The organism is Actinomycetospora sp. CA-101289, from assembly GCF_050955895.1.
Lineage (GTDB): Bacteria > Actinomycetota > Actinomycetes > Mycobacteriales > Pseudonocardiaceae > Actinomycetospora.
On sequence record NZ_CP192093.1, the window covers coordinates 1,974,228 to 1,993,999 of the forward strand.

Genomic DNA, 19,772 nt, shown 5'->3' on the forward strand with positions numbered 1-19,772 from the left:
GGTCCGCGGCCGTGCGCCTCGCCCGGATCGCCCACGCCGAGGGCGTGTCGTTCGCCGCCCTGCAGTCGCCCACCACCGCGGGCGGCGAGCCCGACGGCGGGGACGTCTGCGCCGAGATCGCCGAGCACCCCTTCGGCGACCCCACCTTCACCGGCCGCACCTGGCCGCTCGCCGACGTCCGGCTGCTCGCGCCGATCCTGCCCACCAAGGTGGTGTGCATCGGCAAGAACTACGCCGACCACGTCAGCGAGATGGGCGGCGAGGCCCCGCCGGCGCCCCTGATCTTCATGAAGCCCTCGACCACGGTCATCGGGCCGGGCCTGCCGATCCAGATGCCGCCGGACTCCCGGCGCGTCGACTACGAGGGCGAGCTCGCCGTCGTCATCGGCCTCCCGTGCCGCGACGTCCCCGAGGCCCGCGCCCGCGACGTCGTGCTCGGCTACACCGTCGCCAACGACGTCACCGCCCGCGACCTGCAGCAGGCCGACGGCCAGTGGACCCGCGCCAAGGGCTACGACTCGTTCTGCCCCCTGGGCCCGTGGATCGAGACGTCCGTCGACCCCGGTGACCTCGCGATCCGCACCGAGCTCGACGGCGAGGTGCGCCAGCAGTCGCGCACCCACCTGCTCCTGCACCCGGTCGACGAGCTCATCGCCTACATCTCGCGGGTGATGACGCTGCTGCCCGGCGACGTCATCCTCACCGGCACCCCGGCCGGCGTCGGGCCGATGAGCAGCGGCCAGCAGGTCAGCGTCACCGTCGAGGGCATCGGGACGCTGACCAACCCGGTCCGCGCCCGATAGACCCGGCGCCGCCCCGTACCCTGGTCGTGATCGATCAGGAGGGACGGACGCTGGTGGTGGAGACGGCCGGGGCACCGGAGCCGGACTGGGTGTCGCGGATGGCCGACGAGGTGATCGAGGCCGCCGCCCGCCGCGGGTCCCCGCGCATCGTGTGCGCCTCGGGGCTCTCCCCGTCCGGGCCGATCCACCTCGGCAACCTGCGCGAGGTCATGACCCCGCACCTGGTCGCCGACGAGATCCGCCGCCGCGGCCACGACGTCGAGCACCTGATCTCCTGGGACGACTACGACCGCTTCCGCCGCGTCCCCGCCGGCATCGACCCGGCGTGGGAAGAGCACATCGGCAAGCCGCTGTCCGCGGTGCCCGCGCCGATGGGCAGCCCGTTCGCGAACTGGGCCGAGCACTTCAAGGCGCCCATGATCGCGGCGCTCGCCGACCTCGGCGTGCCCCACCGCGGGGTCAACCAGACCGAGCGATACACCGGGGGCGCCTACCGCGACCAGGTGCTGCTGGCCATGCGCGAGCGGGCGCGGATCGACGGCATCCTCGGGCGCTTCCGCACGAAGAAGAAGGACGCCCCCGACAGCGACGACGAGGACGGGGCGTCGGGCCGGGAGTACTACCCCTTCAAGCCCTACTGCAGCGCGTGCGGGCGCGACGACACCACGATCACCGCCTACGACGACGACACCACCGAGATGACCTACACGTGCGCGTGCGGGGCGTCCGAGACCGTGCTGCTGCGCGAGTTCACCCGCGGCAAGCTCGTGTGGAAGGTCGACTGGCCCATGCGCTGGGCCTACGAGGGCGTGCACTTCGAGCCCTCGGGCGTCGACCACTCCTCGCCGGGCTCGTCGTACCAGGTGGGCGGGCTGATCGTCGACGAGGTGTTCGGCGGCGAGGCCCCGATCGGCCCGATGTACGCGTTCGTCGGGATCACCGGGCAGGCGAAGATGTCGAGCTCGAAGGGCGCGGTGCCGACGCCGGGCGACGCGCTGGAGATCCTCGAGGTGCCGGTGCTGCGCTGGCTGTTCGCCCGCCGGCGGCCCAACCAGGCGATCAAGGTCGCGTTCGACCAGGAGCTCCACCGGCTCTACGACGAGTGGGACGCCCTGGAGCGCAAGGTCACCGCCGGCACAGCGGGGGCCGTCGAGACCACCGGGCACGTCCGCGCGGTCACCACCGCCGAGGGCGACCTGCCGCGCACCGCGCAGCCGGTGGCGTACCGGACGCTCGCGTCGGTCGTCGACATCACCGCGGGCGACCCCGCGCAGCTCGAGCGCATCCTCGCCGGGCTCGACGCCACGCCCGAGGGCGCCCGCCCCCGGCTGGACAAGGCCGCGCACTGGGTCGCGTCGTACATGCCCGACGAGGCGCACACCCGCTTGCGCGACGAGCCCGACGCGGCCCTGCTCGCGTCCCTCGACGAGCAGGACCGCGAGGCCGTCGCGATGCTGCGCGACCACCTCACCGACGACTGGTCGCTCGACGGACTCACGACGCTGGTCTACGGCGTGCCCAAGAAGCAGGCGGGCCTGCCGCTGGACGTCAAGCCCACCGACGAGCTCAAGGCCGCGCAGCGCCGCTTCTTCGTGGTCGTCTACCGGCTGCTCGTGGGCGCGGACACCGGCCCGCGCCTGCCCACGCTGCTGCTCGCCGCCGGCCCCGAGCGCGTCCGGCGCCTGCTCGGGGGCTGAGCCGCCCTACCGCAGGAAGCTGCCCAGCACCCCGCCGACGCCGCTCTGCCCGGCCTGCTGCCCGCTGCCCTGGCCGGCGACGCCGCTGACCGGCACCTCCTCGGAGGGCTGGACGATGACGAAGCCGCGGCCGGCGAAGCCCATCGTGAACGCCTCGCCGGTGGTGCGGCCCAGCAGCGTGCCGAGGCCGAGCTGGTCGGCGCGGTGCACGCCGACCTGCAGGCCCGCCGACCAGGCGATGGCGGCCTGCGGGTCGGCGAAGGTCGGCTGGTCGACGTTGAGCACGACCGGCGTGCCCTTGCAGGTGATCGCCAGGCGGCCCTGGCCGGAGAACACGCAGTTGAACAGGCCGGCGCCCGACATCATCCCGGCGCCCTGCACCATCTGGATGTCGTAGGACAGCGACGGCTCGAACGCCAGGACGTTCTTGCCGTTGATGGTCAGGGCGTCGTGGGGCCCCTCGAGGTCGATGAGGTGCACGTCGGACGCGGCGTCGGCGAGGAAGACGTCGCCGCGGCCCGAGACCTTCATCAGCGGCACGCCCTCGCCCGTGAGCTGCTGCTTGATGAACTTGCCGATGCCGCCCGAGCCCTGGGCCTCGAAGTGCACCTGGCCCTGGAACGCCACCATCGAGCCCTGGCGCGCCATGCACTCGCCGTTGAGCTCGACCTTGAGCATCTTGGAGTTCTGCAGCCGTAGGCCCGGCTGCGCCGACTCCTGCTCCTGGTTCTCCGGGGCGAAGAGGTTGCTGCGCATCGGGTTCTCCTCGTTACGCTCTGTGCTCGTCCGGGTGGGATTCGCCGAGATCATCCTCCCGTCGAACACACAGAGTCAACGTGGTGACGCGAAGACGACGACGTTGTCCACGTAGGACCGGGTGCTGCGGTCGAACGCCCCGCCGCAGGTGACCAGGCGCAGCGAGGGGCCGGCGGTCGGGCCGTAGACCCGCTCGGAGGGGAAGGCGTCCTTGTCGAAGCGCTCGACGGCGTCGACGACGAAGTGGGCGACGGTGCCGTCGCTGCGCGGGACGTCGACGGCGTCCCCGGCACGCAGGTCGCGCAGCCGCCAGAACACCCCCGGGCCGCGCCACGAGTCGACGTGCCCGACGAGCACCGACGGGCCCGCCTCGCCGGGCACCGCGCCCCCGGCGAACCAGCCCACGTCCTGCGGCCCGGGCGGGGCCTGCAGGGCGCCCGCACCGTCGACGCCCAGGTCGAGCAGGCGGCCGGCGTCCACGTCCGCGGCCGGGACGACGAGCCCGGTCGGGCGGACGGCGTCACGGGGCCCGGTGGGGACGGCGACGACGGGCATCGGGCGCGCCGCCGGGATCGCCGGCGCGTCCGCCGCGACCAGACCGCCGAAGCCGGCGGGCACCCCGCCCGTCGGCGTGCGGCGCGGGGAGGACGGCGCGGTGGGGGCGGAGGTGGCCGGCGCGCTCGCGGCCGGTGCTGCCGGTGCCGCCGGTGCCTCCGCGGCCGGCGTGGCCGACGCCGCGTCGGGCACGGCCGTGACGGCCAGGGCGCCCTGCGGGTCGCGGCTGACGATCACCGAGCTGACCGAGCGGCTGGCCACCGGCACCGTGACCTGCGTGGACTGCCCGGAGCTGGTGGTGATGTCCATGGTCCAGACGCGGGCGTCGACGGTGGCGTAATCGGACGTGGCGCCGTAGAACACGTCGTCTGCCAGCGGGCCGCCGCCCTGCGCCACGACGTCCACCGCTCCGACGCCCGCCGCGGCCGTGATCACGCGCACGAGCGCGGAGCCGGGCGGCGGGGCGGTCGTGCGGTCGGCGATGACCTCGGCCTGCGGGGTCGAGTTCGGGCCCACGTCGACGAACGCGGCGGTCTGCGCGGAGCCCGGCGTCACCGCGACCGTGGTGGTCAGGGCCGGCACGCTGGTGGCGGACGCCCCCGCGGGCCGGGCCGAGAGCGTGTAGGTCCCGGGCGCGGCCGGGAGGTAGGAGGTCAGCCCGCGGTACGACACCGCCGACGCCACGCGGGTCGCCGGCAGGCCCGGGCCCTCGGCGTACATGTCCACCGCGCCGGTCGACGGCGACAGGTGCGCGACGCGCAGCAGACCGTTCTCCTGCGGCGCCGTCGGTGCGGGGAGACGGTCCGGGGCCGGCGCCGCCGAGGGCAGCGAGGCCGCCGCGGCGATGCCGGTGACGCCCATCGCCGTGGTCACGAGCGCCAGCGCGGTGGTCCCCGCCCACCGGCCCAGCCGCGTCCGTCGCCCCATCGCCGTCTCCTTGCTCGCCGCGGAACCGCTGGACCCGCTGCCGTCCCCCGACGCCGTCAGCGTTCGGCCGATCGGGTGAGAAGGTTCAGCCGCCGGTGAGACGCCGGTCCCACGCCCGTCGTCCGCGGCGGGGTACTCGGCGACGTGGACGTCGACCTCGCGGGACCCGGCCAGCCCCTGCCTCCCGGGTGGCGGCCGCACACCCACGTGCACCGCTTCACCGTCCCGGCCCCGCGTGCCGCGGTGTGGGCGTGGCTGTGCGACCCGGCGACGTTCACCGACACCCAGGTCGGCCCGTTCCGCGTCGAGTTCCTCGGCGGCGGCTTCGAGACCGGCGTGATCGCCCGCTGAGCCTGCTCGCGGTGTTCGGTCTGCGCGAGGGGCTCGGCGGGACGGCGGAGGTCGAACCGACCGTCAGCCGACCGCCGGGGTGATCGCGACGGCCAGGGACAGGTCGTCGGAGCGCGCCGCCGCGTCCCCGTTCACCGTGCCCTCGGTCATCGAGACCGCGAGGACCTCCTCGGCGATGGTGCCCGCGTGGGTGCGCACCGCCTCGGCGACGTCGGTGCGCTCGGCGGTCCAGGTCAGCGCGATGCGGTCGGAGACCTCGAGGCCCCGGGTCTTGCGCGCCTCCTGCACGACGCGCACGACGTCGCGGGCGAGCCCCGCCGCGCGCAGGTCGTCGGTGAGCTCGGTGTCGAGGCCGACCGACAGGCCGCCCTCGGACCGCACCGCCCAGCCCTCGCGCGGGCTCTCCGACACCAGGATCTCGTCGCCGGCGAGCGTGACCTCGGCGCCGTCGACGACCACGGTGAGCTCGCCGTCGACCGGGGCCGCCGTCGTGGTCTTCACGGCCTCGGCGACGACCGGGGTCTGCTTGCCGAAGCGCTTGCCCAGGGCCCGGAAGTTCGGCTTCACGGTGACCTCGACGAGGTCGGAACCGGCCGCCTCGACGCGGGCGACGTTGAGCTCCTCGGCGATCTCGGCGAGCAGCGGCTCCTCGAGGTCGCCGAACCCGCGGGCGGCCACGACGGCCCGGGCGAGCGGCTGGCGGGTGCGGACCCCGCTGGCGGCGCGGGTGGCGCGCCCGAGCTCGACGACCCGGCGCACCAGCGCCATGCGCTCGGCGAGCCCGGCGTCGATCGCGGCCTCGTCGAGCGCCGGCCAGTCGGTGAGGTGCACCGAGTCGGGGGCGTCCGCGACGACGTCACCCTGGAGCAGCGTCCACAGGTAGTCGCTGGTGAACGGGGTGAACGGCGCCATGAGCCGCGAGAGGGTCTCGACGCAGGTGTGCAGCGTCGCCAGCGCCTCGGGCTCGCCGTGCCAGAAGCGGCGCCGCGAGCGGCGGACGTACCAGTTGGACAGGCCGTCGACGAACGACGTGATCGCGCGTCCCGCGCTCGAGGAGTCGAAGTCCTCGAGAGCGCGCGTGACCTCGCGGACGCAGCCGGCCAGCTCGCCGAGCACCCAGCGGTCCATCGGGTGGGCACTTGTCGTCGGCTCACCCGAAGGGCGCCACCCCGACGCGTTCGCGTAGGTGACCAGGAACGACGCGGTGTTCCAGTAGGTCAGCAGGACCTTGCGGACGATCTCGCGCAGCGTGTCGTGCCCGACGCGCCGGTCGACCCACGGCGAGCCCTGGGCCAGCATCAGCCAGCGCACCGCGTCCGCGCCGTGGGACTCGAAGAGCTCGAACGGGTCGAGCACGTTGCCCAGGTGCTTGGACATCTTGCGGCCCTGCTCGTCGAGCAGCAGGCCCAGGCACACGACGTTCTCGTAGGACGACCGGTCGAACACCAGCGTGCCGACGGCCATGAGCGAGTAGAACCAGCCGCGGGTCTGGTCGATGGCCTCGCAGATGTACTGCGCGGGGTAGGCGTGGGAGAAGTCGGCCTCGTGGTGGTGCGGCGCGCCCCACTGGGCGAACGGCATCGCGCCGGAGTCGTACCAGACGTCGATGACGTCGGTGACGCGGCGCATCGTGCCGGTGCCGCTGGGCGCCGGGAACACGACGTCGTCGACGAAGGGGCGGTGCGGGTCGAGCGCGGAGAGGTCCTCGCCCGCCCAGCGACCCAGCTCGGCCAGCGACCCGACGCACACCATCTCCGACGGGTCCGCGTCGTTGCGCCAGATCGGCAACGGCGTGCCCCAGTAGCGGTTGCGCGAGAGCGCCCAGTCGACGTTGTTCTCGAGCCACGCGCCGTAGCGACCGTGCTTGATGTGCGGCGGGTACCAGTTCGTCCGCTCGTTCTCCTCGACCAGCCGGTCGCGGACCTCGGTGGTGCGGATGAACCAGGAGGGGAGCGCGTAGTAGATCAACGGGGTGTGGCAGCGCCAGCAGTGCGGATACGAGTGCTCGTAGGACTCGGAGCGCCACAGCACGCCGCGGGCGCGCAGCTCCTCGACCAGCGTGGGGTCGGCGCCCTTGAAGAACATGCCGCCGACCAGGGGCACGTCGGGCAGGAAGTGCCCGTCGGGGCCGATCGGGTTGACCATCTCGAGGCCCTCGGCCTTGGCCACGAGGTGGTCCTCCGCACCGAAGGCGGGCGCCATGTGCACCAGGCCGGTGCCGGCGTCGGTGGTGACGTGGTCGCCGTGCACGACGCGGTGCGCGTCACCGAAGAGCTCGTCGGCGAGGAGGTCCAGCGGGCGGCGGTAGTGGCTGCCGAGCAGGTCGGCGCCGGTGGCGCGGTCGGTGACGGTGGCGGCGTGGTCGCCGGCGCCGAGCACGCCCAGGAGGTCCTCGGCGACGACCAGGTCGTCGCCGTCGACGGTGGTCGCGCGGACGTAGACGATGTCGCGGGCGACGGCGACGGCGGTGTTCGACGGCAGCGTCCAGGGCGTCGTCGTCCACACCAGCAGGTCGGCGCCGGCCCAGGGCCCGTCGGTGAGCGGGAAGCGGACGTAGACCGAGGGGTCGACGTCGTCCTCGTAGCCGAGCGCGACCTCGTGGTCCGACAGCGGCGTCTCGTCGCGCGGGCAGTAGGGCGTGACGCGGTGGTCCTCGACGAGCAGGCCGTCGTCGAAGATCTTCTTGAGCGACCACCACACGCTCTCGACGTAGCGCGGGGCCATGGTCAGGTAGGCCTCGTCGAGGTCGACCCAGTAGCCCATGCGCTCGGTCATCGCGGCGAAGGCCGAGACGTTGCGCAGCGCGGACTCGCGGCACTTCGCGTTGAACTCGGCGATGCCGTACTTCTCGATGTCGGCCTTGCCCGTGAAGCCGAGCTCCTTCTCGACGGCGAGCTCGACCGGCAGGCCGTGGCAGTCCCAGCCGGCGCGGCGCGGCACGTGGTAGCCGCGCATCGTCCGGAACCGCGGGAAGAGGTCCTTGAACGCCCGGGCCTCGACGTGGTGGGTGCCGGGCTGGCCGTTGGCCGTCGGCGGGCCCTCGTAGAAGATCCACGGCTCGCCGTCGGCGGTGCGCTCCAGGCTGCGCCGGAACACGTCGCGCTCGGACCAGCGGGCGAGGACCTCGCGCTCGACGGCGGGCAGGTCCACGTTCGCGGGCAGGGGAGCGAACACGGGCTCGCTGACCTCACGTGCCGGGGACGGCGGAGAACTCACGTCTCGATCTTCCTGGTCGTACGGTTGCCCAACTCGCCCAGGCTACCGGGGGTACCCGGCGCGCCCTGACGTGCGTCATCGCAGCGCCCCGGGGGGTGTCGAACGCGGTCGCGCGGATGTCCTAGACTGGGACCATCAGCGGGCGGGACGATCAGTCACGCACGGTGATCGCCATGGGGTATGGTGTAATTGGCAACACGGCTGATTCTGGTTCAGTTGTTCTAGGTTCGAGTCCTGGTACCCCAGCTGCGAGCGGTGCTCGGCCCTCGTCTAGGGTCATCGCCGTTCTCCTAGGGCCCCGTCGTCTAGCGGCCTAGGACGCCGCCCTCTCAAGGCGGTAGCGGGGGTTCGAATCCCCTCGGGGCTACATCCCGACCGACGCCCTGCACCCCGGTGCAGGGCGTTCGTCGTCTCCGGGGCGGTTGTGCCCCACCGCACGTGAGGAGTAGCCCTTCCCCGTGGTCGTCGCCGCCATCGTGTTCGGGATCGTCGCGCTCGCCGAGGTGGCCGACACCAGCGCGCTCGCGACGCTCGTCCTCGGCGCGCGCTTCCCGGCGCGGCTCGTGCTGCTCGGCGTGTGCGCCGCCTTCGTCCTGCACGTGGGCCTGGCGCTCCTGGCCGGGAGCCTGGTGGCACTGCTGCCCGAGCGGCCGCTCGAGATCGTGCTCGCCGTGATCTTCCTGGTCGGGGCGGTGCTGGTCCTGCGCGGGGACGACGACGACGACCTGGACCTCGACGCGCCCCCGCGGACGCGCTGGCGGGTGGTGGCGACCGCCTTCGGCGTCACCCTGCTCTCCGAGCTCGGCGACCCGACCCAGATCATCATCGCGACGCTGGCCGCCCGGTACGACGACCCGGTCGCCGTCGGGATCGGCGCGCTCCTCGCGCTGTGGGCCGTGTCGGTCCTCGCGGTGTACGGCGGCAACCGCCTGGCCCGGGTGATCGCGGTGCGCTGGCTCAACCGGGTCGTCGCGGCGATCCTCGTCGTCCTGGCGATCATCAGCGCGATCGCCGCGATCCGGGCCTGAACCCGCGGCGGGCGCCGCTCACCTCGCGACACGATCCGGTGACCGCACGTCACCGACCGCCGAGCCGGGCGCGGCGTTTCGGCGTCCTGAGCAGGGGAACCTCTCCGGTGACACGTTCGATCGGCCCGCACACCACCACGTGGTCGTCGGCCGCTCCACGCCGAGGAGGCCCTCGTGCTCGACGACCGTGAGCAGCAGATCCTGCGGGACATCGAGCGACACCTCGAGCTGACCGATCGACGGCTCGTGCGCCGCGGACGCCGTGAGACCGATCGCCGCTCGTACTGGTGGTCGGTCGTCGCCCTCGTCGCCGGTGTCGTGCTCGGCATGACGCTGGCCGCGCTGGGCCCCGTCGGGCACGGCCTGGTGCTGATCCTGGTGAGCGCGGTGCCGATGGCGCTGTGGCACTGGCGGCGTCCGGGGACGGCGGCCCCGCTGCCGTCCGGCCCGGTCCGCGAGCGACGCGGCTAGGTCGGCGGCTAGGCGGTCGACCGCCGCTGGTCCAGCACGGCCAGCAGGCCCTCGACGGCCCGGTCGAACCGGAGCCGGGCCGCCCCGTCCCCGAGTCGCCGCGCGGCGAGCCCCCGCGCCGCCTCGTCCCGCAGCGTCGCCGCGGGGCCGGCCATCGTCGGCGCGTGGTACGGCGGCAGGCTGGGCACGGTGTGCACCGGGATCGCGTAGCGCCGGGCCAGCGCCCGGAGGGCACCCTCGTCGGGTGTCGCGGGCGAGGCCTGATCGTCGTCCCGCCCGGGGGTCAGCCGCGGGAGCGCGACGTGGAGCACCTCTCCGCGGTCGCGCCGGTCGACGGTCGGCGCGAAGAGGACCAGCGGATAGCCCCGTTCGGCGCGCCAGCCCTCGGTCGCCTCGACCACGCGACCCCACAGCGCCGTGGCGCCGAGGACCGCGCCCGCGGTGACGACGTCGGTCAGGAGGTGGTCGAGCTGCGCCGTGGCGTAGAGGCCGCACCGGCACCCCCACGACGGCGGACGTCCGCAACCCGCCCGGCAGGCCGCCGTGGTCGCCACCCGGGCCGGCCACGGCGTCATCGCCCGGGGTGCGGTCAGCGCCGGGCCGTCGTCGTCGGCGTCCAGCAACCACAGGCGCCACCCGACGACCGGGATCGCCAGGTCGGGCGCCCCGGTCATCAGCGCCCGGGGACGGGCCGCCGCGCCGGCCGCGGGGTGGTGGCCCGGCCCGACCGCGGCGTCGGCCGCGGCGCGGGCGGGCGCACCTCCGCCGGGCGGTCGGGGAAGTCGCCGTCGGGCACGGGGTCGACGATCGGCTCGACGGTCAGCACGCGGACCTGCTCTCCGATGCGCACGGGCGGTCTCCTCTCTCCCGGCCCGGAGCAGGCGGTGGTGTTCCGGGTCTCACTCGAACGGGGTAGCGGCGACTGTACGCGCCCGCCGCTGGGGAGGGGCGACCGCCACCGGACGTCGGTGGATTTCGGGAGCAGGGCGAGGTCGCCGTGCTGACCGACCGCTGAGGGCGGAGGTGCTCGCACGACCGGGCCGACGGGTTCAGGCGACCGCGCCCGGGTCACGCTCCCGTTCCGCCTCCCCGGGACGGAGCACCACGGCCGACCGGACACCCTCACGCCGGCCCAGTCCCGCGTCGATCTCGTCCTGCAGGGCGACGAGGTCGCGCACGGCCCGGACGAGGACGTCAAGGTCGTCGGAGAGCCCGCGCAGGTCCTCGAGGCTCGGGCGGGGGGAGGGGATGTCCGGGACGGCGCGCACCTCGCTGAGCCTGCCGCCGGCGGGTCACGGGACGGGGCGCGCGCTCGTCACGGTTCGTCGTCGACCGGCGACGGAGCGTGCCCCGGGCTCACACGGCGGCGAGGCGGACCTCGAGGTTCCGAGCGGCCGCCAGGAGGGACTCGGCCCACCGGGCGCCGGGCCGGTGCCCGAGGCGGTCGACCGGGCCGGACACCGACACCGCGGCCACGACCGCCCCGTCGGGGGAGCGGACCGGGGCCGAGACGCTGGCGACGCCGGCCTCGCGCTCGGCGACGCTCTGGGCCCAGCCGCGGCGGCGGACCTCGTCGAGCACGAGGTCGGTGAACGCCGAGGGCAGCGGCGACCACGCGGCGAGCACCTTGGCCCCGGACCCCGCGGCCATCGACACGCGCACGCCCACGGGGACGGTGTCGCGCAGCCCGCTGACCGGCTCGGCGGCGGCGACGCACACGCGGGCCGCGGGGTCCACGTCGTCGCGGCGGTAGAGCTGGACGCTCTCGCCGGTGAGGTCGCGCAGCCCGGGCAGCACCTCCTCGGCGGCGATCAGGAGGGGGTCGCCGTGACCGTGGGCGAGCTCGCCGAGCGCGGGGCCGGGGCGCCAGCGGCCGTCGGCGTCGCGGGCGAGCAGCCGGTGCGCCTCGAGCCCGACGGCGAGGCGGTGCGCGGTGGCGCGGGGCAGCCCGGTGCGCTCGCACAGCTCGCCCAGGGCGCACGGCGCCGCCGCCGTGGCCCGCAGGACGACCACCGCCTTGTCGAGCACGCCGATACCGCTACCCTGTCCCACAGGACGACACAGTAGTCCCAAGATGTGAGAAAGAGGCGGAGACGTGGGACAGACGCTCGCAGAGAAGGTCTGGGACCAGCACGTGGTGCGGCGCGGTGAGGGCAGCAACAACGGCGAGCCCGACCTCCTCTACATCGACCTCCACCTCGTCCACGAGGTCACCAGCCCCCAGGCGTTCGACGGGCTGCGTCTCGCCGGTCGCCCCGTGCGCCGCCCCGACCTCACGATCGCCACCGAGGACCACAACGTCCCGACGCTGGACATCCTCGCGCCCATCGCCGACGAGGTCTCCCGCACGCAGGTCGAGACGCTGCGCCGCAACGTCGAGGAGTTCGGCGTCAAGCTCTACCCAATGGGCGACGCGAACCAGGGCATCGTCCACATGATCGGCCCGGAGCTGGGGCTGACGCAGCCGGGCACCACGGTGGTCTGCGGCGACTCGCACACCTCCACCCACGGTGCGTTCGGCGCGCTGGCGTTCGGCATCGGCACGTCCGAGGTCGAGCACGTGCTCGCCACCCAGACGCTGCCGCTGCGCCCGTTCAAGACCATGGCGATCGAGATCTCCGGCACCCTGCGCCCCGGCGTCACCAGCAAGGACGTCATCCTCGCGGTGATCGCGCAGATCGGCACCGGCGGCGGCGCGGGCTACGTGCTCGAGTACCGCGGCGAGGCCGTGCGGGACATGTCGATGGAAGCCCGCATGACGATGTGCAACATGTCGATCGAGGCGGGCGGGCGCGCCGGCATGGTCGCGCCGGACGAGACGACGTTCGAGTACCTCCAGGGCCGCCCGCACGCCCCGCAGGGCGAGCAGTGGGACGCCGCGGTCGAGGCCTGGCGCGAGCTGCGCACCGACGACGACGCCGAGTTCGACGCCGTCGTGCACATCGACGCGGACGCGCTGACCCCGTTCGTCACCTGGGGCACCAACCCCGGCCAGGGGCTGCCGCTGGCCGACAGCGTGCCGGACCCCGCGACGATGGACGACGACGACGCGGCGGCGACGCGCAAGGCGCTGCAGTACATGGCGCTGGAGCCCGGCACGAAGCTGCGCGACATCGCGGTCGACGTGGTGTTCCTCGGCTCGTGCACCAACGCCCGCATCGAGGACCTGCGCGCCGCCGCCGATGTCCTCAAGGGCCACCACGTCGCCGACGACGTGCAGATGCTCGTCGTGCCCGGCTCGATGAAGGTCAAGGCGCAGGCCGAGTCCGAGGGCCTGGACGCGGTGTTCACCGAGGCCGGTGCCGAATGGCGCTCCGCGGGCTGCTCGATGTGCCTGGGCATGAACCCCGACCAGCTCGCCCCCGGCCAGCGGTGCGCGTCGACGTCCAACCGCAACTTCGAGGGCCGTCAGGGCAAGGGCGGGCGCACGCACCTCGTGTCGCCGCTGGTCGCCGCGGCCACCGCGGTGCGCGGCACGCTCTCGTCGCCCGAGGACCTCACGCCCACCACGCTGCAGTTCGCCTGAGGAGCCCGAAGTGGACGCCTTCACCACCCACACCGGCATCGGCACGCCGCTGCGCGTGTCGAACGTCGACACCGACCAGATCATCCCGGCCGTCTACCTCAAGCGCGTGACGCGCACGGGCTTCGAGGACGGGCTGTTCGCCTCCTGGCGGTCGGACCCGGACTTCGTCCTCAACACCGAGCCCTACTCGCGCGGCAGCGTGCTCGTCGCCGGCTCGGACTTCGGTACCGGCTCGTCGCGCGAGCACGCCGTCTGGGCGCTGATGGACTTCGGCTTCCGCGTCGTCGTCTCGTCGCGCTTCGGCGAGATCTTCAAGGGGAACGCGTCGAAGGCGGGCCTGCTGGCCGCGACCGTCGCGCAGTCCGACGTCGAGCTGCTCTGGAAGAAGATCGAGGAGCGCCCGGGCCTGGAGCTCACCGTCGACCTGCAGGCCTGCACGATCACCGCGGACGACGTGGTCGTGTCGTTCACGGTCGACGAGTACAGCCGCTGGCGCCTGCTCGAGGGCCTCGACGACGTCGACCTGACGCTGCGCCACGAAGAGGACATCACGGCCTACGAGGCGACGCGGCCGGCGCACAAGCCGACGACCGTCTGAGTCTCCACCAGGGCCGCGTCACCAGGGGATCGGGCCGGCGTCGTCGAAGAAGCCGCCGGTCGGGCCGTCGTCGGGGAGCGTGGCCAGGCGGATCGCCGTCGCGGCGCCCTCCTGCGGGGTGCGGTGGCCGCGGTGGCCGTTGAGGTCGGTCGCGACGTAGCCGGGGCACGCCAGGTTGATCTTGATGTTCGTGCCCTCCAGCTCGCGGACGTACTGCAGCGTCACGGCGTTCAGGTAGGTCTTGGACGGCGAGTAGCCGATCGCGACCGGGCCGGCCTGGCCGGCGACCTGCCGGGCGAGGGAGCCGACGCTCGAGGACAGGTTGACGATCCGCGGCGCCGGGGAGCGGCGCAGCAGCGGCAGCAGCGCGTTCGTCGTGCGGATGACCCCGAAGACGTTGGTCTCCAGGACCGTGCGCAGGAGGTCGAGGTCGACGGTCGTCGGGTCCTGCGGCGTCCCGCCGGTGATGCCGGCGTTGTTGACGAGCACGTCGAGCCGGTCGAGGGAGGCCGCCGCCGCGGCGACGCTCGCGTCGTCGCTGACGTCGAGCGGCACCCCGAACGCGTCGACGCCCGCGGCCCGCAGCTTCTCGACGGCGTCCTCGCGCCGCTGCTCGTCGCGCGCACCGACGCCGACCCGCAGGCCGAGGGCGCCGAGGCCCGCCGCGATCTCGTAGCCGATGCCCTTGTTCGCCCCGGTGACCAGGGCGGTGGTCTTCTCGCTCATGTCCTCGATGCTCGTCCCGGTCCCGTCGCCGGTCCAAGACCATCTCGGCGCGCGGTGATACCCGGCGGGTATGAATGACGGGGTGGAGACCCGGGAGCTGCGCTACTTCGTCGCGGTGGCCGAGGAGCTGCACTTCGGGCGCGCAGCCGAGCGGCTCGGGATCGCCCAGCCCCCGCTCTCGCGCGCGATCCGGACGCTGGAGCGCCGGCTCGGTGCCCCGCTGTTCGACCGCACCACCCGCGCGGTGGCCCTCACGGACGCCGGCGCGGTGCTGCTCGCCGAGGGCCGGACCGCGCTCGACGCCGTCGACGCCGCGGAGCGCCGGACCCGGCGGGCCGCCGGCGAGCGCCCGGTGCTCGCGCTGGTGGCGAAGGCCGGGGCGTCGCAGGAGCTCCTCGCGAAGCTGCTCGACGCGTACGCCGCGGAGCCGGGGTCGGTCGAGGTCGACGTGACGCTGTGCGGGCCCGGCGAGCAGGAGCGGGTGCTGCGCGACGGCCGCGCCGACGTGGCCCTGCTGCACCGCCCCTTCGACGCCACCGACGGCTACGACACCGAGGAGCTCACCGAGGAGGGCCAGGCCCTGTTCGTCCCGACCGGGCACCCGCTGGCCGACCGCACCGAGCTGCGCCTGGCCGACGTCGTCGACCTGGCGCTGCCGCGCTGGCCCAGGCCCGACGGCGGGTTCCCCCCGGGCGAGGGCCCGCAGGTGCACGACAGCGCCCAGCTCCAGCAGCTCGTCGCGCTCGGGCGTGCGGTGGCGGTGCTGCCGGACTCCGTCCGCGGCGGCCTGCCCGGCGGCATCGTCGCGGTGCCCCTGGTCGACGCGCCCCGGGTGACCACCCTGCTGGCGTGGCCGCCCCGGAGCCGGTCGCGGGCCCTGGCCGACCTGGTCCGTGTGGCCTCGCGACTCTGAACTTAGGCTGCCCTAAGCGTCGGGGGTAGGGTCGTGCCCATGGCTGCTCCCGAGACCCAGGCCCCCGCCCCGCGATCCAAGGGCGGGCCGGGTCACCGCCTGCAGGTGCTGCGCACCGAGCGGCTGACGCCGCACCTGGTGCGCGTGGTGCTCGGCGGCCCCGGGCTCGAGGGCGTCGCCGACAACGGCTTCACCGACAAGTACGTCAAGCTCGCGTTCCCGCGCCCCGGCGTGGAGTACCCGACGCCGTTCGACGTCAGGGCGATCCGCGCGTCGATGCCGCGCGAGGCGTGGCCGATCGTGCGCACGTACACGGTCCGCTCGCTCGACCACGCCGCCGGCGAGATGGCGATCGACTTCGTGGTGCACGGCGACCGCGGGGTCGCGGGCCCGTGGGCGCTCGCCGCCGAGCCCGGCGACGTGCTGGTCTTCATGGGGCCGGGCGGCGCGTACAGCCCGTCGACCGAGGCCGACGCGCACGTCCTCGTCGGCGACGAGGCCGCCCTGCCCGCCATCACCGCGGCGCTCGAGCGGATCGCCCCCGGCGTGCCCGTCCACGCGTACGTGCAGGTCGACGGCCCGGACGACGAGATGGCGCTCGCCACCGACGCCGACCTGTCCCTGCGCTGGCTGCACCGCGACGCCGGCGAGGACCTCGTCGCTGCGGTGGAGGCGGCCGACTGGCCGGCGGGCACCGTGCACGCGTTCGTCCACGGCGAGACCGGCGACGTGAAGGCCCTGCGCCGCCACCTTCTCGACGAGCGCGGCCTCGACCGCGAGCGGCTGTCGATCTCGGGCTACTGGCGCCGCGGCGCCGACGAGGACACGTTCCAGGCGGAGAAGGTGCGCTGACGCGCACGTGAGCACTTCTTGGTGCTGCAGCACCGAGAAGTGCTCACGAGCACGCAGTGCACCTTCAGAAGGCGGCGTCGCGGTGGTAGTCCGCCGCGGCGAGCGTCCCGTCGGTGTCGAACGACAGCACCCACGCGCTGCCCTTGCGGCACGGCGGGTCGGCGAGGTCGCGGTCCGAGGCGGGCGCGTCGCCGGCCTTCTCCGCCGCCTGGGCCAGGGCGCGCACGAGGTGCGGGATGCCGTCGCCCTGCGCGCACACCGCGGCGGTGGCCCCGTCCGCCGCGAGCCGCTCCAGCGTGGCGCGCGCCGTCTCGTCGTCGCGCTCCACCGTGCCGTCGCCGAGCTCGGCGACCTCGTGCACGGGCAGGCCCGCGGCTTCGGCGTACGGCGCGAGCGTCTCCCGGCAGCGGGTCTTGGGCACCGCGTACAGCGCGCCGACGCCGAAGCGCGAGAACAGCGCCGCCAGCTTCTGCGCCTGCGCCCGGCCCTCCTCGACCAGCGGGCGCTCGCCGTCGGGACCCGCCCACTCCGAGCGCCGGCCGGCCAGCGCGTGGCGCACGAGCAGCAGGGTCCGCAGCGCGGGCGGGCGCGCGGTGAACGCCTCGAGGACCTCGCGGTCCGACGAGTACGACACGAGCTCGGCGGCCTCGGTGGGGGAGACCCAGAGCAGCTCGTCGGTCTCGTCGCCGGGGGTGAAGGCGCCGTCGCCGGCGCGCGCCGCCCAGAAGTCGACGATCTTGTCCTCGGCCCCGATCCGGTAGTGCACCGAGCGCAGGTGCCGGCCGAGGACGGCGGCGAAGCCCGTCTCCTCGGCCAGCTCGCGCACCGCGGCGTCGACCCGCGTCTCGCCGGGGTCGACCTTGCCCTTGGGCAGGCTCCAGTCCCGGTGGTGCGGGCGGTGGACCACCGCCACCTCGACCCCGGACGGGTCGGCGGTGGTCGGGCGCCACAGGACGGCCCCGGCGGCGTGGATCGTCATCGGCTCGGGCTCCGCTCGGGCGTCGTGAGTCGTCGTCGGGGGCGGCGGGGTCACTGGTCCTGGCGGCGCCGCAGCAGCTGCACCTGGTGGTCGGACACCGCGAGGCCCTGGTGGTCCTCGCCGGACGCCACGGGCCAGGGGTCCCACGACCCGTCGGGCTGCAGCACCCAGGACCGGGTCGACGGGGCGGTGGTGGAGTCGAGGATCTGGTCCAGCTGCGCGGTCAGGCGCGGGTCGGTGACGGGCACGAGCGCCTCGACCCGGCGGTCGAGGTTGCGGTGCATCATGTCGGCACTGCCGATCCAGTGCTCGTCGGCCCCCACGAAGTGGAAGATCCGCGAGTGCTCCAGGAAGCGCCCGAGGATCGAGCGCACCCGGATGTTCTCCGAGAGCCCCGGCACCCCCGCCCGCAGCGAGCACACGCCGCGCACGACGAGGTCGATCGACACCCCGGCCGCCGACGCCCGGTACAGTGCGTCGATCACCTGCTCGTCGACCAGCCCGTTGACTTTGATCCGGATTCCCGACGGCTCGCCGCGCTCGGCCCGCTCGCGCTCGCCGTCGATCCGCTCGACGACGCCGCGCCGCAGCCCGTACGGGGCCACCAGCAGCTTGCGGTACGACGTGCGGCGCGCGTAGCCCGTGAGCACGTTGAACAGGTCGGTGAGGTCGGCGGCGACGGTCTCGTCGGCGGTGAACACGCCGATGTCCTCGTAGAGCCGCGCGGTCTTCGGGTTGTAGTTGCCGGTGCCCAGGTGGCAGTACCGCTTGATCGTCGAGCCCTCCTGGCGCACGACGAGCACGGCCTTGCAGTGGGTCTTGAGGCCGACGAGGCCGTAGACGACGTGCACGCCCGCCCGCTCCAGGGCGCGCGCCCACCCGATGTTGGCGCGCTCGTCGAAGCGGGCCTTGATCTCCACGACGGCGACGACCTGCTTGCCCGCCTCGGCCGCGTCGATCAGCGACTCCACGATGGGCGAGTCGCCCGAGGTGCGGTAGAGCGTCTGCTTGATCGCGAGCACCTTCGGGTCCGACGCGGCCTGCTCGATGAAGCGGTGGACGCTCGTGGAGAACGAGTCGTAGGGGTGGTGCACGAGCACGTCGCCCTCGCGCAGGGTCGCGAAGACGCTGCGCGGCGTCTCGCCCTCGCTGAACGCCGGGTGCTTGGCCGGCACGAACACCGGGTCCTTGAGGTCCGGGCGGTTGAGCGCCATGAGCTCCATGAGCGCGGAGAGGTCGAGGCGCCCCGGCACCTGCACGACGTCGTGCGGGTCGACGTCGAGCTCGCGCAGCAGCAGCTCGAGCATGTGCTCGCTCATCGTGTCGGTGACCTCGAGGCGCACCGGCGGGCCGAAGCGGCGGCGGGCCAGCTCCCGCTCGAGGGCCTGCAGGAGGTCCTCGTCGCGGTCCTCCTCGACCTCGAGGTCGGCGTTGCGCGTCACCCGGAACACGTGGTGCTCGGTGACGCGCATGCCCTCGAAGAGCTGGTCGAGGTTCTCGGCGATGAGGTCCTCGATCGGCAGGAACCACGCCTCGCGGTCGGAGCCGCCGTCCTCCTCGGGGTCGCGCCCGACGCGCACCAGGCGCGGCACGTTGTTCGGGACCTTGACCCGCGCGAAGTGCTCGGTGCCCGTCTCGGGGTCGTGCACGGCGACCGCGAGGTTCAGCGAGCGGTTGGAGATGTAGGGGAAGGGGTGCGCGGGGTCGACGGCCAGCGGCGTGAGCACCGGGAACACCTGGCGCGCGAACCACTCCGAGAGCCGGGGGCGCGCGGCCTCGGTGACCTGGGACCAGTCGATGACGTGCACGCCGGCGTCCTCGAGGGCCGGGGCCACCTCGTCGCGGAACACGCGGGCGTGCTTGTGCGCCAGCTCCTGGGTGCGCTCGGCGATGCGGCCCAGCTGCTCGCGCGGCGTGAGCCCGTCGGCGCCGCGCACCGCGAGGCCGGCCTGGTCGCGGCGCTTCAGCCCGGCGACGCGCACCATGTAGAACTCGTCGAGGTTCGACGCGAAGATCGACAGGAACTTCGCCCGCTCGAGCAGCGGCTGGCTGGTGTCCTCGGCCAGCGCCAGCACGCGCGCGTTGAACTCCAGCCACGACAGCTCGCGGCTGTCGTACCGGTCGGCGGGCAGGTCGCCGGTGGCCTGCGCGGTCGGCGCCGCGGGGGCGCCCGGCGTGCGCCCGCGGACGCCGCGGCTGTGCTGGTCGGCCGCCGCGGGCGGGCGGGGGCCGACGGGCCCCGCGTCGTCGGCGCCGGGGACCTCGGTGGCCTCCCCGTCCTCGATGGTCGCGTCGGTGCCGGCGGACCCGTCGGTCGTGGCGGTGCCGGTGGCGCTACCGGTGGAGGACGAGGTGCTCACGCCCGCCGATCGTG

At 74.2% G+C, this 19,772-nt stretch carries 19 protein-coding genes and 2 tRNA genes; 11 read left to right on the plus strand and 10 right to left on the minus strand.

Annotated elements, in window-relative coordinates:
• Nucleotides 1-11 precede the first annotated feature (11 nt).
• Together ACQPX6_RS09770 and lysS are read left to right on the plus strand one after the other, a co-directional pair.
• Nucleotides 12-803: a fumarylacetoacetate hydrolase family protein gene (locus ACQPX6_RS09770; RefSeq protein ID WP_433787112.1), complete on the plus strand. Its 792-nt coding sequence runs from the start codon at nucleotides 12-14 to the stop codon at nucleotides 801-803.
• A gap of 26 nt (nucleotides 804-829) precedes the next feature.
• Nucleotides 830-2,500, plus strand: a complete 1,671-nt coding sequence (gene lysS, locus ACQPX6_RS09775; RefSeq protein ID WP_433787113.1) for a lysine--tRNA ligase — start codon at nucleotides 830-832, stop codon at nucleotides 2,498-2,500.
• 6 nt (nucleotides 2,501-2,506) lie between these two features.
• On the opposite strand, the gene ACQPX6_RS09780 is transcribed toward lysS, so the two are convergent.
• Both ACQPX6_RS09780 and ACQPX6_RS09785 read right to left on the minus strand, forming a co-directional pair.
• On the minus strand, nucleotides 2,507-3,256 hold the full coding sequence (locus ACQPX6_RS09780) for an AIM24 family protein (protein ID WP_433787114.1): 750 nt from the start codon (nucleotides 3,254-3,256) through the stop codon (nucleotides 2,507-2,509).
• Nucleotides 3,257-3,331: 75 nt separating this feature from the next.
• Complete coding sequence (locus tag ACQPX6_RS09785) at nucleotides 3,332-4,738, minus strand: class F sortase (protein ID WP_433787115.1); 1,407 nt, start codon at nucleotides 4,736-4,738, stop codon at nucleotides 3,332-3,334.
• Between the two features lie 144 nt (nucleotides 4,739-4,882).
• On the opposite strand from ACQPX6_RS09785, the gene ACQPX6_RS09790 reads away from it, so the two are divergent.
• Entirely contained in the window at nucleotides 4,883-5,089 is a 207-nt protein-coding gene (locus ACQPX6_RS09790; protein ID WP_433787116.1) for a hypothetical protein, read from the plus strand.
• Between the two features lie 63 nt (nucleotides 5,090-5,152).
• On the opposite strand, the gene ileS is transcribed toward ACQPX6_RS09790, so the two are convergent.
• Nucleotides 5,153-8,263: an isoleucine--tRNA ligase gene (gene ileS, locus ACQPX6_RS09795; RefSeq protein WP_433787117.1), complete on the minus strand. Its 3,111-nt coding sequence runs from the start codon at nucleotides 8,261-8,263 to the stop codon at nucleotides 5,153-5,155.
• A 216-nt stretch (nucleotides 8,264-8,479) separates the two neighbouring features.
• Between ileS and ACQPX6_RS09800 the strand changes: the two genes are divergently transcribed.
• From ACQPX6_RS09800 to ACQPX6_RS09815, 4 genes are all read left to right on the plus strand, one after another.
• Nucleotides 8,480-8,551: transfer RNA gene (locus tag ACQPX6_RS09800), tRNA-Gln, on the plus strand.
• A 48-nt stretch (nucleotides 8,552-8,599) separates the two neighbouring features.
• A tRNA-Glu gene (locus tag ACQPX6_RS09805) sits at nucleotides 8,600-8,672 on the plus strand.
• A gap of 91 nt (nucleotides 8,673-8,763) precedes the next feature.
• A complete protein-coding gene (locus ACQPX6_RS09810; protein ID WP_433787118.1) occupies nucleotides 8,764-9,333 on the plus strand; it encodes a TMEM165/GDT1 family protein in 570 nt (189 codons plus the stop codon).
• A 174-nt stretch (nucleotides 9,334-9,507) separates the two neighbouring features.
• Nucleotides 9,508-9,804, plus strand: a complete 297-nt coding sequence (locus tag ACQPX6_RS09815) for a DUF3040 domain-containing protein (RefSeq protein WP_433787119.1) — start codon at nucleotides 9,508-9,510, stop codon at nucleotides 9,802-9,804.
• An 8-nt stretch (nucleotides 9,805-9,812) separates the two neighbouring features.
• On the opposite strand, the gene ACQPX6_RS09820 is transcribed toward ACQPX6_RS09815, so the two are convergent.
• The 4 genes from ACQPX6_RS09820 to ACQPX6_RS09835 all read right to left on the minus strand — a co-directional run bounded on the left by ACQPX6_RS09820 (nucleotide 9,813) and on the right by ACQPX6_RS09835 (nucleotide 11,856).
• The gene (locus tag ACQPX6_RS09820) at nucleotides 9,813-10,478 is read right to left on the minus strand and encodes a hypothetical protein (RefSeq protein ID WP_433787120.1); all 666 of its coding nucleotides are present in this window, start codon (nucleotides 10,476-10,478) and stop codon (nucleotides 9,813-9,815) included.
• Complete coding sequence (locus tag ACQPX6_RS09825) at nucleotides 10,478-10,654, minus strand: hypothetical protein (RefSeq protein ID WP_433787121.1); 177 nt, start codon at nucleotides 10,652-10,654, stop codon at nucleotides 10,478-10,480. Before ACQPX6_RS09825 ends, ACQPX6_RS09820 begins: the two co-directional genes overlap by 1 nt.
• Before the next feature lie 199 nt (nucleotides 10,655-10,853).
• The gene (locus ACQPX6_RS09830) at nucleotides 10,854-11,072 is read right to left on the minus strand and encodes a hypothetical protein (RefSeq protein WP_433787122.1); all 219 of its coding nucleotides are present in this window, start codon (nucleotides 11,070-11,072) and stop codon (nucleotides 10,854-10,856) included.
• Nucleotides 11,073-11,160: 88 nt separating this feature from the next.
• Nucleotides 11,161-11,856 carry an IclR family transcriptional regulator gene (locus ACQPX6_RS09835; protein ID WP_433787123.1) on the minus strand — a complete coding sequence of 232 codons (696 nt, stop codon included), beginning with the start codon at nucleotides 11,854-11,856 and terminating at the stop codon, nucleotides 11,161-11,163.
• A 43-nt stretch (nucleotides 11,857-11,899) separates the two neighbouring features.
• On the opposite strand from ACQPX6_RS09835, the gene leuC reads away from it, so the two are divergent.
• Both leuC and leuD read left to right on the plus strand, forming a co-directional pair.
• Nucleotides 11,900-13,330: a 3-isopropylmalate dehydratase large subunit gene (gene leuC, locus ACQPX6_RS09840; RefSeq protein ID WP_433787124.1), complete on the plus strand. Its 1,431-nt coding sequence runs from the start codon at nucleotides 11,900-11,902 to the stop codon at nucleotides 13,328-13,330.
• Between the two features lie 10 nt (nucleotides 13,331-13,340).
• Nucleotides 13,341-13,928, plus strand: a complete 588-nt coding sequence (leuD, locus tag ACQPX6_RS09845) for a 3-isopropylmalate dehydratase small subunit (protein WP_433787125.1) — start codon at nucleotides 13,341-13,343, stop codon at nucleotides 13,926-13,928.
• An 18-nt stretch (nucleotides 13,929-13,946) separates the two neighbouring features.
• Here the strand turns inward: leuD and ACQPX6_RS09850 are convergent, their stop codons facing one another.
• Complete coding sequence (locus tag ACQPX6_RS09850) at nucleotides 13,947-14,654, minus strand: SDR family NAD(P)-dependent oxidoreductase (protein WP_433787126.1); 708 nt, start codon at nucleotides 14,652-14,654, stop codon at nucleotides 13,947-13,949.
• A gap of 82 nt (nucleotides 14,655-14,736) precedes the next feature.
• Between ACQPX6_RS09850 and ACQPX6_RS09855 the strand changes: the two genes are divergently transcribed.
• The gene (locus ACQPX6_RS09855) at nucleotides 14,737-15,567 is read left to right on the plus strand and encodes a LysR family transcriptional regulator (RefSeq protein ID WP_433787127.1); all 831 of its coding nucleotides are present in this window, start codon (nucleotides 14,737-14,739) and stop codon (nucleotides 15,565-15,567) included.
• A gap of 39 nt (nucleotides 15,568-15,606) precedes the next feature.
• Nucleotides 15,607-16,419 (plus strand): siderophore-interacting protein, encoded by an 813-nt coding sequence (locus ACQPX6_RS09860; RefSeq protein WP_433787128.1) that lies wholly within the window; start codon nucleotides 15,607-15,609, stop codon nucleotides 16,417-16,419.
• Nucleotides 16,420-16,483: 64 nt separating this feature from the next.
• On the opposite strand, the gene ACQPX6_RS09865 is transcribed toward ACQPX6_RS09860, so the two are convergent.
• Complete coding sequence (locus ACQPX6_RS09865; RefSeq protein ID WP_433787129.1) at nucleotides 16,484-17,398, minus strand: NUDIX hydrolase; 915 nt, start codon at nucleotides 17,396-17,398, stop codon at nucleotides 16,484-16,486.
• A gap of 50 nt (nucleotides 17,399-17,448) precedes the next feature.
• On the minus strand, nucleotides 17,449-19,758 hold the full coding sequence (locus tag ACQPX6_RS09870; RefSeq protein WP_433787130.1) for an RNA degradosome polyphosphate kinase: 2,310 nt from the start codon (nucleotides 19,756-19,758) through the stop codon (nucleotides 17,449-17,451).
• Nucleotides 19,759-19,772 lie beyond the last annotated feature (14 nt).